Genomic DNA, 14,617 nt, shown 5'->3' with positions numbered 1-14,617 from the left:
TTGCGTCATCACGCTGAGTGGCGGAATGAACTCCTCAGCGATGTGACGCGTCTTACTCGAAACGGGACGGAGGAATTCGCTGGAGATGTGACGCCGGAGAGTCACCATGCGCTTGACTTGGCGAATCCCCAACTAGGAGGGCCCATGCGACCGTTCGCACTGAACTATGCCCGCCCTGCGCGAGAGGCAGAGGTCAGGGCGCCGTATGTGTACGACGCGACACTGCAGTTGAATGTGCTGGCCGACGGCGCAGTGGCGGCACGCGACTACGCAGTGTTGCGGGAGTTCGCGTCCACCACCTCCACCGCGGGTTCGAAAACCCATTTCGACGACTGAACGGCCGAGCGGAATGACCGTGCTGATCCTGACGAGTGAACAGGATGTGACGGCCGACATGGCCGTCGTCGAATTAAATGCCTATGCAATACCTGTCATGCGGCTCGACCCCGCTGAACTGCCCGGCGGTGTCGGCGTGTCGGGCGAGTTCGCGCACGGCGCGTTCCACGGGCATCTCTCGGTCGGTGGCCGGGTCGTCAGCATGAGCGGCCTGCGCTCCATCTGGGTGCGCCGCCCCGGCGTGCCCGCCGCCCACGCGGAAGCCGCGTCGTCCTGGCTCACCGAGGAGGCCTCACAGGCCCTGTACGGAATGCTGCGGTGCACCGAGGCTCGCTGGATGAACCACCCCGACTCCGCCCGCCAGGCCCGCCACAAGCCGTGGCAGTTATGGCTGGCACGCGCCTGCGGGCTCCCGGTGCCCGCGACGTTGATCACCACATTCCCGCGTGCCGCCCGTGAGTTCGCCGAGCGCTACCCCGACCTGATCGTGAAGCCGGTCTCCGGCAAGCACCCCGACGACGCCGGGCTCGCCGTGCCGACCACGCGCGTGCGCCCGGGTGAGGACTACCGGGACGTCGCGCACGGGCCGACGTTGCTGCAGCGCCGGGTGCGCAGGGCCGCGGACATCCGTCTGACCTGTGTGGGCGACCGGCTGTTCGCGGCGCGCGCGGCGAGCTCGCCGGACGTCGAGGACGCGCGGCACAGTGACGGGGCGACCGTCGACGACGTGCGGTTCGACGCCGCCGCGGGCCCCTGGCGCCCGATACCCGTGCCCCGGCGCGTCGCGGACGCGGTGCGGACCTATCTGACCCGCGCCCAACTGGCTTACGGGGCATTCGACTTCGCCGAGGACGCCGACGGCATCTGGTGGTTCCTGGAGTGCAACCAGTCCGGCCAGTTCGGCTTCATCGAGATCGAGACGGGGCAGCCCATCGGCCGCGCCGTCGCCCAGTGGCTCGCGGGCGAGCCCCTCGGGCCGATATCCGAGGCGGGCGGGGACGGCGAGTACCCCCTCGGCGCGGAGTGTGGCTGACACGACTCCGCGAAGATCTTTACGTGGCGGTGGGCGAGGGGTACGAGAGGAGCATGACCGACGCCATCGCAGTCACCAGGCAGGGAACCCTCCGGGGCCGCACCGAGGACGGGATCGCCTCCTTCCTCGGAGTGCCCTACGCCGCCGCCCCGTTCGGCCCGCACCGCTTCGCCGCGCCCGCGCCCGCCGAGCCGTGGACCGGGAAGCGCGACGCCACGGAGTACGGGCCGACCGCGCCCAAGGCCCCGTACGCCCCGCCGTTCGACGCGCTGATCCCGGAGACGTCCCAGGACGGCCAGGACTGCCTCAACCTGAACGTCTGGACGCCGGAGCCCGGCCCCGGCGCCGGCCTCCCCGTCATGGTGTGGCTGCACGGCGGGTCCTTCTCCAACGGCTCCGCGAACTCCTCCGGCTACCGCGGCGACACCTTCGCCCGCGACGGCGTCGTCTTCGTCGGCGTCAACTACCGCCTCGGCGTGGACGGATTCCTGCACCTGCCGGGGGCGCCCGACAACCGGGGCCTGCTCGACATGATCGCCGCGCTGGAATGGGTGCGCGACAACATCGCGGCGTTCGGCGGGGACCCGGACCGGGTGACCGTGTTCGGCGAATCGGCGGGCGGGGTGGCGATCGGCCGGCTGCTCGTCGAGCCGCGCGCCCGCGGCCTGTTCCGGCGCGCCATCCTGCAGAGCGGGGCCTGTCACCACTTCGTACGGCCCGACACCGCGCGCCGCATCGGGGAGCGGATGGCGGAGCGACTCGGGGTGCCGCACACCGCCGAGGCGTTCGCGGCGGTGCCGCTGCCGGAACTGGTCGCGGCGCAGGGCGCGTTGTCGGACGAGTTCCGGCAGCGGCCCGACCCGGCGGTGTGGGGCGACGCGGCGCTGAACGGGATGGTCTTCGAGCCGGTCGCCGACGAGCGCACGCTGCCGGGACCCGACCTCGGCGTGGACATCCTCGTCGGCAGCAACCGGGAGGAGAACCGGCTCTACATGGTGCCGACGGGGCGCTTCGGCACGATCAGCGAGGGGCGTGTGAAGCGCGGCGCGGAGGCCTTCGGCGCGGACCTCGAGGGGTACCGGGCGAGCCGGCCGGACGCGAGCCCCGGTGAACTCCTGGATGCCATCGTCACGGACTGGTTCTGGCGGATTCCGGCGGTGCGGCTGGCGGAGAGCGTGCCGGGCTCGTACGTGTACGAGTTCGCCTGGCGGTCCCCACAGTTCGGCGGTGAGCTCGGCGCGTGCCACGCCCTGGAGCTCGGCTTCGTCTTCGACCACGTCGACGATCCGGACTACGCGGCGCTCGTGGGCGGGGGCGCCCCGGCGGATCTGGCCCGCGCGATGCACGGGGCGTGGGTCGCGTTCGCCGCGTCCGGGGATCCGGGGTGGGCGGCGTATGACCCGGCGGGGGAGCGGGTGACGAGGGTGTTCGACGCGGGGGCCTGCCGGGTCGAGGGGGATCCGCGGGCGGCGGAGCGGGTCCTTTGGGAGGGCGTGCGCTGAGGGTCCTCGTGGGTTTGCGGGTCTACGGGGTTGCGGTCACGGGGCTCTGCCCCGGGCCCCGCGCCTCAATCGCCGGCGGGGCTTGATTAATCGGAGCCGTTTGATTGGCCGACGTCGCCGGGGCGGGAAGAGTGGACTGGTCGATCTGAGCGTGATGGGTGTGTGTCAGCAGCACCACGCCACCCGTTGCCAGGACCGCGCCCGCCGCCGCGAGGCTCCACCCCGCCGCTCCGCCCTGGAGGTGTTCGCCCAGGAGGGCCAGGCCGATGACCGATGCCGCCACCGGGTTGGACAGGGTCACCATCGCCAGGGGAGCGCCGAGGCCGCCCTGGTAGGCCGTCTGGGAGAGCAGGAGGCCGCCCGCGGCGAAGGCCGCGACCAGGAGGGCGACCGCGATCACCCGGATGTCGAGCAGGGGGCCCGTGCGGTCGGTGGCCGCCACCGTCACGGTCTGCGTGAGTGCGGACGCGACGCCCGAGGCGACGCCGGAGGCGGTGGCGTGCCGCAGGCCCGGCTTCGCGCCGCGCCGTGAGAGCACGCCGATGAGCGCCGCCGTCGCCCCGGCCACGCCGAGCGCCTCGGGCAGCGAGAGGGTGTCGTCGGGGGCGGGGCCCGACGCCGTCACGAGGAGGGCGGCGAGGCCCGCGAGGGTGAGCGCCGTGCCCCGCCACTCGGTCGCCGTCACGTGCCGCCCCGCGACCCGCGCCCCCAACGGCACCGCCGCCACGAGGGTGAGCGCGCCGAGCGGCTGGACGAGGGTGAGCGGCCCGTACTTGAGCGCGGCGACGTGCAGCAGCGCAGCCGATGCGTTCAGCCCGACCGACCACCACCAGGTCCCCGTCCCGAGCAGCCGCAGCACGCCCGCCCCTGATCTGGCGGCGAGCCGTTGCTGGGCCACCGCCGCGGCGGCGTAGGCGACCGCGGAGACGAGGGAGAGCGCGACGGCGACAAGCGTGGCGGTCATCGTGCCGCTCCGGTCGCGAGGCCCGCGGTGGGGGTGGAGGGGGCGCCCGGCGTGGCGATCACCTCGGCCGGTATGTGCGTCGGTGTCGCCGCGAGTACGTCGGCGGCCGTCAGCGCGTCGGGCGGCGTACGGAAAGCGGCCGGAGCCGGTGTCCACGGCGTCGGGGTGCGCCGGGACTCGACCGGGTGCGGCGCGGTCGAGGGTGCCGGCACCGGGAACAGGTGGCGCCAGAAGCCGGTCGCGTCGACCGCGCGCGGCAGCCGGATCACCGCGAGCGCGGCGCCGAGCAGCAGCGTCGCCACGATCGTGTCGAGCCAGTAGTGGTTGGCGGTGCCCACGATCACGACGAGCGTGAACAGCGGGTGCAGCAGCCACAGCAGGCGCCACCGCGAGCGGGTCGCGGCGACGAGGCCGATCGCCACCATCAGGGCCCAGCCGAAGTGCAGCGAGGGCATCGCGGCGAACTGGTTGGCCATCGTGTCCGTGGCGGGCTTCGCGGCGTAGACCGAGGGGCCGTAGACCTGCGCCGTGTCGACGAGGTGCGTGGCGGCAAGCAGCCGCGGCGGCGCCAGCGGGAACGTCAGATGCAGCACGAGCGCCGCCGCGGTGAGCGCCGCGAGCACGCGCCGCGTCCACAGGTAGTGGCGCGGGCGGCGCAGGTAGAGGAAGACGAGCAGCGCGATCGTGGCCGGGAAGTGCACGGACGCGTAATAGGTGTTCGCGATGTGCACCAGGGTGTCGCTGCTCAGCAGCGCGTCCTGCACCACGCCCTCGCCGGGCAGGTGCACGGCACGCTCGAAGCTCCACACGCGGTCGGCGTTGTGGAAGGCCTCGGCGGTGTGGCCGTTGGCCAGCTGCCGCCCGAGCTTGTAGACGAGGAAAAGTCCCACGACCAGCAAGAGCTCGCGTATCAGGGGTGGCCGGGCGGCGTGCTGCCCCGGTTCCCGCAGGTTCCCGTTCATCGATACGCCAGTGTACCGATACGGCGGCGTACCGGTACACTGGCGTATCGATAGGACGGTGTGATCTCATCGACACTGCCGCCGACCGAGGAGTGAGGGCCATGACGACGCGAGAGAAGGCCACCGAGGCCGCACCCACCGCCTCGCGCCGCTCGAAGATCAGTCCCGAGCGGGCCCAGGAGTTCTTCGACGTGGTCCTCGATCAGCTGCGGGAGCAGGGGTACGGGGCGCTCACCATGGAGGGCGTCGCCGCACAGGCCTGTTGCAGCAAGTCCACGCTGTACCGGCAGTGGAAGACGAAGCCGCAGCTCGTGGCCGCGGCGCTGCGGGCCGGACGCTGCGGCAAGTTCTTCGCGGCCGACACGGGTACGCTCGCGGGAGACCTCGTGGCCGCCGCGCGCAACGCGGCGGCGCAGGCCAAGCCGGACACCGTACTCATGCAGGCCCTCGGGCACGCCGCCCTCCAGGACGACGAGCTGAAGGGCGCCCTGCGCGAGGCGCTGATCGAGCCGGAGCTCGCGTCGATCGACGCGATCGTGAAGCGCGCGGTGGCGCGCGGCGAGATCGCCGCGGACCATCCCGCGCTGCCCTACCTGGCCGCGCAGCTCTTCGGAGTCATGCGCAGCCGGCCGATCCTGGAAGGGCGCGACGCCGACGGGGACTATCTGGTCCGCTTTGTCGAGCACGCGCTGGTCCCTGGACTCGGCCTGACCCTGGAGGGTCGGGCCACCTGAACGGGAGGCCGCCGGTCGCAGGGATGACCGACCGGCGGTCTGCCCGCGCCGCACCGTGGGGACGGGGGCGGCGCGCACCCCCGGCCGGGCGGGTTCCTCCTTGAGCGGAGGGGGGCCCGCCCGGCCGTATTCGTATGCGGGCCGTGGCGGTGCTCAGACGTTTTCGCCGGCGTCGCCGTCACCGGTGACCGTGGCCTTCTTGATGCCCTTGAGGATCTTGTCGATCGCCCCGGCGTCGGGGCCCTTCGCCTTGTCCGCGGCGCTCCGCGGGACGTCGACGCCGGCGCGCAGCACGACGAGCTTGCCGGGGTTGGCGGGCGAGGGGAACGCGGCCGACTCCACCCACGCGTCGACGCCGGACTTCGTCTCGACGCTCCAGCGGACCCGGTAGCCCTTCTGCCCGGCGACCGTGACCGCCTTCGCGAACACCTGCTTGTGACCCGTGATCCCCTGATAGGTCTTTCCGCCGTAGGACGACTTCGCGTTCTTGGCGATGTCCTCCTTCGCGGCCGCCTTCGCCGTCTTCGCGTCGAGCTTGAGGCGCTTCGCCGACGAGGTGGACACGCCGCCCTTCACGCAGACGTCGCCCTTGGAGTTGGGGCAGGGGTACGGGCCGACCGTGACACCGGCGACACCCGCGCCGTCGGTTCCGGTCCAGTTCTTGATGACCGGGATCGCGACCCCGTTGCTGACGTCGGTGGCGAACCCCTGGTCGAGCGGCGCCCGCGGGCTCGCGCCCGGCCCGTCGGGGTTCGGGCTCTCGCCCTCGCCGCCGTCGGGAGCGCCGGGCCCCTCGGGATCCGCCTCCTTCGGGCTCTGCGACCGGGAGTCGGCCTTGTCGTTCTTGCCTTCGCCGGTACCGCCCGACGTGAGCGCGTAGACGCCGGTGCCGATCCCCGCGAGCACCACGACCGCGATCCCCGCGGCGATCGCGATCCGGCCCCGGCCGCGCGACTTCGGCGGCAACTGCCCTGGAGGGCCGGGGTGATTCGGGTACGCCGGGCCGGATCCGGGCGCGGCCGGCTGCTGGGCGAACTGCCCCGGGGGCTGCGAAGGCGCCTGGGGCTGTGGCTGTGGCTGTGACTGCGCCTGCGGCGCCGGCGGCGAGGTGGCGGTGGCGGGCCGGGTCTGGTCGGTCCAGCGTGCGCCGTCCCACCAGCGTTCGGTGCGCGGGCCGTTGGGTATCTGCCCCGGGTCGGGGTACCAGCCTGCGGGAGTCTGCGACGTCATGGACGGAACAGTATGAGGCCCGGCTGAAAAGCGGATGAGAGGGTCCGGCCCCAAGCCGTTGCCCGGGCGGCCCGCGGTACCCATCTCCGGCCAAAAGGCACCGGCTGCCGAGACGCCCCACGAAGGCCGGGGGTCGCGGACTAGTGTCGTGAGCAGTACGTCGATCGCCCCATGTGATCGGCTGTGAGCGGGCGCCGGGACGACGCCCGGGGACGACAACGGGAGGCTGCGGGATGACCCAGGGACGGCACGCCGACGCCGCGCCCTCTGGCCCTCACCTGTGGGAGAGAGAGTCCGAACTCGACGTCGCGGCGCGCGCGCTCGACGATCTGTACGGCGGATCCGAGGCCGCGGGCGGCCTCGTCGTCTACAAGGGAGAGGCAGGCATCGGCAAGACCGCGCTGCTCTCCCAGGTGCGCGAGATGGCGGCGGGCCGGGCCACCGTGTGGTCGGCCCGCGGCGGTGAGACCGTCACCTCCGTCCCCTTCAACGTCGTACGGCAACTCCTGCAGCCCGCCTTCGTGGCGCTCTCCGAGGAGGAGGCCCGCGAGTACTTCGGTGACTGGTACGACATCGCGGGCCCCGCCCTCGGTATCGCCGAGCCCACCGGACGGCAGGCCGACCCGCAGGGCGTGCGCGACGGCCTCGTCGTCGCGGCGTCCCGACTGGCCCGTCTGCACTGGCCGTTGGTGCTGCTCATCGACGACGCCCACTGGGCCGACCTGGAGACCCTGGAGTGGCTCGCCGCGTTCGCCGAGCGGCTCGACGGGCTGCCGGTGTTCGTCGTCGTGGCGCAGCGCGAGGCCGCGGACGGGCGCGCCGCCGCCTGCCTGGACGCGGTGGCCGCCGCCGCCCGCCCCGGCGTCTCCCGGCTGAGCGCCCTCACCCCGGACGCCACCGCGGGCCTGACCCGCGCCACGGTCGGCGACCACGCCGACGACCCGTTCTGCCGCGAGGTGTGGGCCGTCACGGGCGGAAACCCGTACGAGACCGTCGAGTTGCTCGCCAAGGTCCAGGACAGTGAGCTGCAGCCCGACGAGCGGGCCGCCGTCGAACTGCGCGCGCTCAACCGCTCGGCCCGCGGCCGCGGCCTGGTCACCCGGCTCGAAGGGCTCGGCACCGACGCGACGCGGTTCGCCTGGGCCGCCGCCATCCTCGGCACCCGCATCGAACCGGGCCTCGCGGCCCTGCTCGCCGGCATGAACCCCGAGCAGGCCGGACGCTGCGCCGAGAACCTGCGCACCGCCCGCATCCTGACCGACACCGGGTCCCCCGGGGCGGGGTACGGCGCCACCGACACCCTGGAGTTCGTCCACCCGCTGATCGCGTCCGCCGTGTACGACGCGATCCCGGCGGCCACCCGCACCGCCATGCACGGCCAGGCCGCCTGGGCGGTCACCGCCTCCGGGCACGGCCCCGCCGCGGCCTCCCGGCACCTCCTCGAGGTGCACCCGGACGACGACCCCGAGCTCGTCGAGCAACTGCGCGCCGCCGCCCGCGAGCACCTCGCCGTCGGTGCTCCCTCGGCGGCCCGGCGCTGCCTGGAGCGCGCCCTTCAGGAACCGCCGCTGCCCGAGATGCGGCCGCACGTGCTCTACGAGCTGGGCTGCGCCACGCTGCTCACCTCGCCGTCCACGACCGTCGCGCACCTGCGCTCCGCTCTCGACTCCGCGCCGGGGCTCTTCGGCGAGGACCGCGTCGACGCGGTCTGCCGCCTCGCCCAGGCCCTCGTCCACACCAACCGCCTGGACGACGCGCTCGCCGCCCTCGACACCGAGACCGGCCAGTTGGAGGAGGGGCACCAGCGGCTGCGCCTGCGGGCCACCCGCCTCTTCTGGCAGTGCATCTACGCGGGTGAGCACGGACCGCAGGACCGTTCCCGCACCCTTGCCGAGCTCGCCGGCCGGGTCACCGGGCGTGACAACCCCGAGCGCGTCCTGCTGATCCTGCGCGCCTTCGACATGATGAACCGCGGGGAGAACGCCGAGGAGGTCGCGGAGTACTGCGACCGCTCCCTGGTCAACGGACGACTCGCCCCCGGCCTCGGCTGGACCGACGCCGAGTGGGGCTTCGAGATCCTGATCGCGCTCGGCCTGTCGTACCTCTTCGCCGACCGGCTCGACCGCGCCGAGAGCCTGTTCACGGAGAGCATGCGGGCCTACGAGACCGCCGGCTGGAGCGGCGGCCACCTCTCGCTCGCGCACGCCTTCGTCGGATACGTCCACCGCAGGCGCGGCCGGCTCAACGACGCGGAGGCGTTCCTGCGCGAGGCGTTGCGCCTGGCCGACCGCGTGGGCCACGGCCTGCCCATGCACTGGGACGCGGCCGCCATGCTCATCGACACGCTGCTCGCCCGGGGCAAGCCCGACGAAGCGCTCCTGATCGCCGACCGCTACGGCTTCGCCGCGCCCTACCCGTCGATGATCCTGCTGCCCGACGCTCACTCGGTACGCGGCCGGCTGCTGCTCGCCGTCGGCCGCACCGAAGAGGGCATCAACGAACTGGAGACCGGCGGCAAGGTCGCCCTGGCCCGCGGCGGGCACAACACCATCGTCGCGCCATGGGCCGGTGACCTCGCCATAGCCCTTGCCGACACCGACCCGCGGCGCGCCGCCGAACTCGTCGTCCAGGCCCGCGTCCAGGCCGAGCGGTTCGGCACGGACACCGCGATCGGTGAGGCGTTGCGATGCGCCGCCGCGCTGGCCACGGGGCGGGAGCAACTCACCCTGTACGCGAAGGCGGTCACGTACCTCGAAGCGTCCCCCTGCGCGTACGAACACGCTCGGGCGCGGGTCGAGTACGGCATCGCCGCGCGGTCGTTGACCGAACTCAACCGCGGTCTGCAACTGGCCCGTTCGTGCGGGGCGGATGCCCTGACGGCGCGGGCGCGGGAGGTGCTGGAGACGGGGCGGGGGCTGCGCTAGGGGGGCCTGTCGTTTCGGATCCGGCCCCCGGCCCCGGCCGGGAGGAGTCGCCCTCCTCGGAGGAGTCGCTCTTCTCCCTCGCGGTACGGTCCTGCCATGTCTCGATCACTCGAAACCGGGCCCGTCCTGTCTCCCGTCACGGCGGACGACGTCGCCCTTGCCGTGCGGCTCGCCGTGGGCGTCCTTCGGGACGCGCCCCCGCAGGGGTGGGACGGCAAGGCGGGTTCGCTGGAGTGGGACTGCTGGGAGACCGTCGAGCACCTCGCCAACGATCTGCTGTACTACTCCGTGCAGTTGGGGCCGCAGAGTCCGCCGCTGGACACCCATGTGCCGTTCGCGCTGACCCAGAAGCGGCCGGACGGGCCCGCGTACTTCCTCTGCGCGGAGCGTGCCGCGGGTCCGGTCGGCCTGGTGCAGGTGCTGGAGGCGTGCGGCGCGCTGCTGGCCGCCATGGTGCGTACGACGCCGCCCCAAGTCCGCGCCCACCATGCCTCCGGGGTGTCGGATCCCGAAGGCTTCGCGGCGATGGGGGTGGTGGAGACGCTGGTGCACACCCACGACGCGGCGGAAGGCCTCGGGCTTGCCTGGGCCCCGCCCTCCGCTCTCTGCTCGCGGGCGCTCACCCGGCTGTTCCCGCAGGCTCCGGGCGGCGCGGATCCCTGGCTCACCCTGCTTTGGGCCACCGGCCGCGCCGACCTGCCGGGGCACCCTCGTCCGGCCATGTGGCGCTGGCACAGCACACCGCGGTCATAGCACCCGCACCAGGGCTCTATGGCCCGTACGGCCCGAGGATGCGGTCGAGTTCGGCGTCGAGGCGGTCCTGGACCTCGCGGTCGTACGTCTCCGCGTGCGCGAGCGTCGGCTGCTCGCCGTCGAAGAACCCCGCGGTGGCCTCGCCGCCCAACTCGCCGACGGCCAGGGCCAGTACACCGGCCGCGCCGTCCTCGACGGTGTTCAGCGGGCCGACGCCGGCCTCCCGGACCATCGCCGTGTCCATGTACGTCGCCGGGTGGATGACGTTGACGTGGATGCCCGTGCCGGACAGCTCGCGGGCGAGGGCGAAGGTGTGGGCGGCGAGGGCGAACTTGGCGCGGCAGTACGCCTCGGTGCCGTTGTAGTCGGTGTTGAACTCCAGGTCGTCGAAGTTCAGCGGGGACTGGCCGAGCGAGCCGCAATTCACCACGCGGGAAGGCGAGTTGTCCCGGAGTGTGGGCAGCAGGGCGCGGGTGAGGGCGACCGGGGCGAGCAGATCGACGGCGAACCGCAGCTCGTGCCCGTCGGCGCTCAGCTCGCGGCCCGAGCCGGGGGCCCCGGAGCCGACGCCGGCGTTGTTGACGAGGACGTCGAGCCCGGGGTGGGCGGCGGCGACGCGGGCGCCGAGGTCGCGGACCTGTTCCAGTGCGGCGAGGTCCGCGACGAAGCCCTCGGCGCGTCCGCCGGTGGCCCGCAGTTCCTCGACGAGGGCGTCCGTACGTTTCTCGTCGCGGCCGTGGACGAGCACGATGTGCCCGCCGCGAACGAGCTCGAAGGCGAGGTACCGGCCGAGGCCGGAGGTGGCACCGGTGATCAGGAGTGTGGCCATGCGTCCAGGCTAGGGGGCCGGTGGTGTGTTGGGAGTGGCCCCCCTGGACGTACGCCTGGCGGGGTCAGGCCAGGCCCTCCTCGGCGAGTACGCGCTGGGCGACGCCGAACGCGGAGTTGGCGGCGGGTACGCCCACGTACACGGCGCACTGCTGCACCACCGCCCCGATCTCGTCCGGGGTGAGGCCGTTGCGCAGGGCGGCGCGGACGTGCATGCCGAACTCGTCGAGGTGGCCGTGGGCGACGAGCGCGGTCATCGTGATCATGCTGCGCTCGCGGCGGCTGAGCGTCGGGTCGGTCCAGATCTCGCCCCACGCGTAGCGCGAGATGAAGTCCTGGAACCGGGCCGTGAACGGCGTCTGCTTTGCCTGCGCCCGGTCGACGTGCGCGTCCCCGAGCACCTCGCGGCGCACATCCATGCCGCGCTTCGCGGCGTGCCCGAGGTGACTGCGCAGCAGTCCGACGACCGCCTCAGGCCGTTCGGCGGGGGCGAGGTGGGACGCCCCCGACAGCTCGGCCAGCTCGGCGTTGGGGACGGCGTCGGCGATCTCGCGCAGGTGGGCGGGCGGGGTGGCGGGGTCCTCGCGGCCGGCGATCAGGAGCGTGGGCACGGTGATGTCGGGGAGCCGGTCCCTCAGGTCGAACGCGGCGAGGGCGTCGCAGCAGGCGGCGTAGCCCGCGGGGTCGGCGTCCCGGTTGTCCTGTACGAGGCGTTCCACGCGGAAGCCGGGGGTGAACCAGCGGGACGGCGCGGTCTCGGCGACGCCCGCCGTGCCCTCCTCGCGGACGAGGGCGGCGCGCTCCTCCCAGTTCTTGGCGCCGCCGAAGTGGGCGGAGGAACAGATGACCGTGAGGCTGGTGAGGCGTTCGGGGTGGTGCACGGCGAGGTGCAGGCCGACGGCGCCGCCGAGGGAGACGCCCGCGTAGGCGAAGCGGTCGATGCCGAGGTCGTCGGCGAGCGCGAGGACGAGGTCGGCGAGGTCTCCGACGGTGGCGCCGGGCTCGATCAGGCCGGCGTCCGATCCGCCGTGGCCGGGGAGGTCCCACCGTACGACGCGGTGGGCGGTGGACAGTTCGGGCGCGACCTGGTCCCACAGGGCGAGGCTCGTCCCGAGGGAGGGCCCGAGGATGAGCGGGGGAGCGGTGGGCGAGCCCTCGGTGTGGTGGTTCAGGTTCGTACGCATGGGTGGGCTCCCGGTGGGTCGGGGTTCGACTTGGGCTGGCGGGGTTGTGGTTGGCGTCGGCTACGGGTCACCCGTGGCTGGGCGCGCAGTTCCCCGCGCCCCTTCAGGGGCGCGGGGAACTGCGCGAGCGCAACCCCGGGGTGGCGTGTCGTCGGGTCGAGGGAGGCAGAGTCGACGTACCCCACCCCCGCCACCTACCAAGCGCCCGCAGGGATTTCGGGAAGGGGCGGGGTGGGGGCATGTCATTGACGCGTGAGCGCCCGATCCACCAGCGCCCCCGCCACCCCGACGTACCGCGACGGATCCGTCAGGTCGGACACGTTCACAGCGGCATCCTTGAGGGACGGCTCCGTCGCCAGAACGTCGGCCAGGGACCGGGACTCCTCCCGGGCCCGCCGCGACGCAGCCGCCAGGAGTTCCTTCGCCGGACCCCGCCCGAGCACCCCGGCCAACTCCACCGACAGCCGCTCCGACACGATCGCCCCACCGGTCGTCGACAGGTGCGCGTGCATCACATCCGCCCGCACCACCAGGCCGGAGACCAGCTCGGAGGCGTCCCGCGCCGCCCCGCCCACCACCCGCAACAACTCCCGCACCGTGGCCCATTCGGCGTGCCACGCCCCCGCAGGGCGCTCGTCCTCCGCGGGCAGCGAGGCGTACAGCGTCGCGGCGAGCGCGGGAGCACGCCGGGCCGCCGCGGCGACGAGCGTGGAGCGGACCGGGTTGGCCTTGTGCGGCATCACGGAGGACCCCCCGCCCGCACCCTCGGCCACCTCGCCGATCTCCGTACGGGACAGCACCAGCACATCCGCCGCGATCTTGCCGAGCGCACCCGCCGTGAAGGCCAGCGCCCCCGCCAGGTCCGCCACCGGCGTACGCAGTACATGCCACGGCAACTCGGGCTCGGCCAGGCCGAGTTCGCGCGCGTACACCGACACCACAGCGACCGGGTCCTCCGCCCCGTACGCCCCGAACGCCGCCAACGTACCCGCCGCACCGCCCAGTTGAACCGGCAGCGCCGCCCGCACGCCCCGCACGCGGTCCCGCGCGTCCAGCACCAGCGAGCGCCAGCCCGCCGCCTTGAGGCCGAACGTCGTCGGCACGGCGTGCTGCGTCAGCGTACGGCCGGGCATCACGGTGTCCCGATGCTCTCGCGCGAGAGACGCCAACACGCCCTCCACACCCACGAGTTCGTCGAGCACCACGTCCAGCGTCCGCGCGGCGACCAGCATCAGCGCCGAGTCCAGGATGTCCTGGCTGGTCGCGCCCCGGTGCACGTAGGGGGAATGTTCGGCGGGCACCGCGGAAGTGAGATCCGCGACCAGCGGGATCACCGGATTACCGCCACCGCGCGCGCGGACCGCGAGGTCCCGCACGTCGAACCGCTCGGCGACGGCCGCCGCGGTGACGGCCTCACCCGCGGCGGCGGGCGCCAGGCCGAGCGAGGACTGGGCCCGTGTCAGGCCCGCCTCCGCGTCCAACAGGGCCTGAAGGAAAGCCTCTTCGGACGTGGTGCGCTCGGTGGGCGCACCCTCGCTGCCGGGGTCGAACAACGTCACGTGAACTCCAGGAAGACCGTCTCGCCCTCGCCCTGAAGGCGGATGTCGAAACGGTACGTGCCGTCCCGCTCCTCCCGCGCGATCAGCGTGTCGCGGCGCGCGTCGCCGACCTGCGCCAGGACGGGATCCGCGGCCAGCGCCTCTTCGGAGGAATCGGCGAAGTAGATCCGCGTGTAAAGGTGGTGGAGCAGGCCACGGGAGAAGATCATCACGGCGAGGTACGGCGCCGACCCGCCTCGCGCTCCCGGGCGCAGCGTGCGCACCGCCCAGTGCCCGTTCGCGTCGGTCTCGATGCGGCCCCAGCCGGTGAACTCCACGCCATTGCGGCCCAGGTACCCGCCGGTGAAGGGCTGGCGGCGCATCGATCCGTCGACGGTGGACGCGTTGCCCTCCGGGTCCGCGCCCCAGATCTCGACGAACGCGTCGGGGACGGGGGCGCCGTTGCCGTCGTACACGTAGCCGTGCACGGCGACCGTGTCCGGGTGGCCGACCGGGGCGATGTCACCGCCGCCCTCGAAGGGCAGCGCGTAGCCGTACCAGGGGCCGACGGTGTGCGAGGGCGTGGGAAGGACGGACTCGGGGTCGTTGATGTCGATCTTCGTCATGGC

The 14,617-nt window shown here is 73.3% G+C and carries 13 protein-coding genes; 6 read left to right on the top strand and 7 right to left on the bottom strand.

Annotation, left to right across the window (positions count from 1 at the left end; genetic code table 11):
* Positions 1-144 precede the first annotated feature (144 nt).
* Genes tgmA through ACIRHA_RS10615 form a run of 3 tightly spaced genes read left to right on the top strand, consistent with a single transcriptional unit; the run spans position 145 to position 2,871 of the window.
* On the top strand, positions 145-336 hold the full coding sequence (gene tgmA, locus ACIRHA_RS10625) for a putative ATP-grasp-modified RiPP (RefSeq protein ID WP_403842734.1): 192 nt from the start codon (positions 145-147) through the stop codon (positions 334-336).
* A 13-nt stretch (positions 337-349) separates the two neighbouring features.
* Positions 350-1,369, top strand: a complete 1,020-nt coding sequence (tgmB, locus tag ACIRHA_RS10620) for an ATP-grasp ribosomal peptide maturase (protein ID WP_403842731.1) — start codon at positions 350-352, stop codon at positions 1,367-1,369.
* A 53-nt stretch (positions 1,370-1,422) separates the two neighbouring features.
* Complete coding sequence (locus ACIRHA_RS10615) at positions 1,423-2,871, top strand: carboxylesterase/lipase family protein (protein ID WP_403842728.1); 1,449 nt, start codon at positions 1,423-1,425, stop codon at positions 2,869-2,871.
* Between the two features lie 22 nt (positions 2,872-2,893).
* Here ACIRHA_RS10615 and ACIRHA_RS10610 read toward each other — a convergent pair whose 3' ends face one another.
* Together ACIRHA_RS10610 and ACIRHA_RS10605 are read right to left on the bottom strand one after the other, a co-directional pair.
* Positions 2,894-3,835 carry a hypothetical protein gene (locus ACIRHA_RS10610; protein WP_403842725.1) on the bottom strand — a complete coding sequence of 314 codons (942 nt, stop codon included), beginning with the start codon at positions 3,833-3,835 and terminating at the stop codon, positions 2,894-2,896.
* Positions 3,832-4,797: a phosphatase PAP2 family protein gene (locus tag ACIRHA_RS10605; RefSeq protein WP_403842722.1), complete on the bottom strand. Its 966-nt coding sequence runs from the start codon at positions 4,795-4,797 to the stop codon at positions 3,832-3,834. Before ACIRHA_RS10605 ends, ACIRHA_RS10610 begins: the two co-directional genes overlap by 4 nt.
* Positions 4,798-4,898: 101 nt before the next feature.
* Here ACIRHA_RS10605 and ACIRHA_RS10600 point away from each other — a divergent pair, with 101 nt between their 5' ends.
* The gene (locus ACIRHA_RS10600) at positions 4,899-5,531 is read left to right on the top strand and encodes a TetR/AcrR family transcriptional regulator (protein WP_403842719.1); all 633 of its coding nucleotides are present in this window, start codon (positions 4,899-4,901) and stop codon (positions 5,529-5,531) included.
* Between the two features lie 153 nt (positions 5,532-5,684).
* Here the strand turns inward: ACIRHA_RS10600 and ACIRHA_RS10595 are convergent, their stop codons facing one another.
* On the bottom strand, positions 5,685-6,761 hold the full coding sequence (locus ACIRHA_RS10595) for a DUF2510 domain-containing protein (protein ID WP_403842716.1): 1,077 nt from the start codon (positions 6,759-6,761) through the stop codon (positions 5,685-5,687).
* Positions 6,762-6,994: 233 nt separating this feature from the next.
* Here ACIRHA_RS10595 and ACIRHA_RS10590 point away from each other — a divergent pair, with 233 nt between their 5' ends.
* Both ACIRHA_RS10590 and ACIRHA_RS10585 read left to right on the top strand, forming a co-directional pair.
* Positions 6,995-9,685, top strand: coding sequence for an ATP-binding protein (locus tag ACIRHA_RS10590; RefSeq protein WP_403842713.1), 2,691 nt, complete (start codon positions 6,995-6,997; stop codon positions 9,683-9,685).
* Positions 9,686-9,781: 96 nt separating this feature from the next.
* Entirely contained in the window at positions 9,782-10,438 is a 657-nt protein-coding gene (locus ACIRHA_RS10585) for a hypothetical protein (RefSeq protein ID WP_403842710.1), read from the top strand.
* A 16-nt stretch (positions 10,439-10,454) separates the two neighbouring features.
* Here ACIRHA_RS10585 and ACIRHA_RS10580 read toward each other — a convergent pair whose 3' ends face one another.
* From ACIRHA_RS10580 to pcaG, 4 genes are all read right to left on the bottom strand, one after another.
* Positions 10,455-11,267: an SDR family NAD(P)-dependent oxidoreductase gene (locus ACIRHA_RS10580; protein ID WP_403842707.1), complete on the bottom strand. Its 813-nt coding sequence runs from the start codon at positions 11,265-11,267 to the stop codon at positions 10,455-10,457.
* A 64-nt stretch (positions 11,268-11,331) separates the two neighbouring features.
* Positions 11,332-12,450 carry a 3-oxoadipate enol-lactonase gene (gene pcaD, locus ACIRHA_RS10575; protein WP_403842704.1) on the bottom strand — a complete coding sequence of 373 codons (1,119 nt, stop codon included), beginning with the start codon at positions 12,448-12,450 and terminating at the stop codon, positions 11,332-11,334.
* 242 nt (positions 12,451-12,692) lie between these two features.
* A complete protein-coding gene (pcaB, locus tag ACIRHA_RS10570) occupies positions 12,693-14,009 on the bottom strand; it encodes a 3-carboxy-cis,cis-muconate cycloisomerase (protein WP_403842701.1) in 1,317 nt (438 codons plus the stop codon).
* Complete coding sequence (gene pcaG / locus ACIRHA_RS10565) at positions 14,006-14,614, bottom strand: protocatechuate 3,4-dioxygenase subunit alpha (protein WP_403842698.1); 609 nt, start codon at positions 14,612-14,614, stop codon at positions 14,006-14,008. Before pcaG ends, pcaB begins: the two co-directional genes overlap by 4 nt.
* Positions 14,615-14,617 lie beyond the last annotated feature (3 nt).

The sequence above is a fragment of the Streptomyces sp. NPDC102360 genome (assembly GCF_044766085.1).
In the GTDB taxonomy this organism is placed as follows: domain Bacteria; phylum Actinomycetota; class Actinomycetes; order Streptomycetales; family Streptomycetaceae; genus Streptomyces.
Note: the sequence above shows the minus strand (reverse complement) of the source record. Positions and strands in the feature narration are given on the sequence as shown.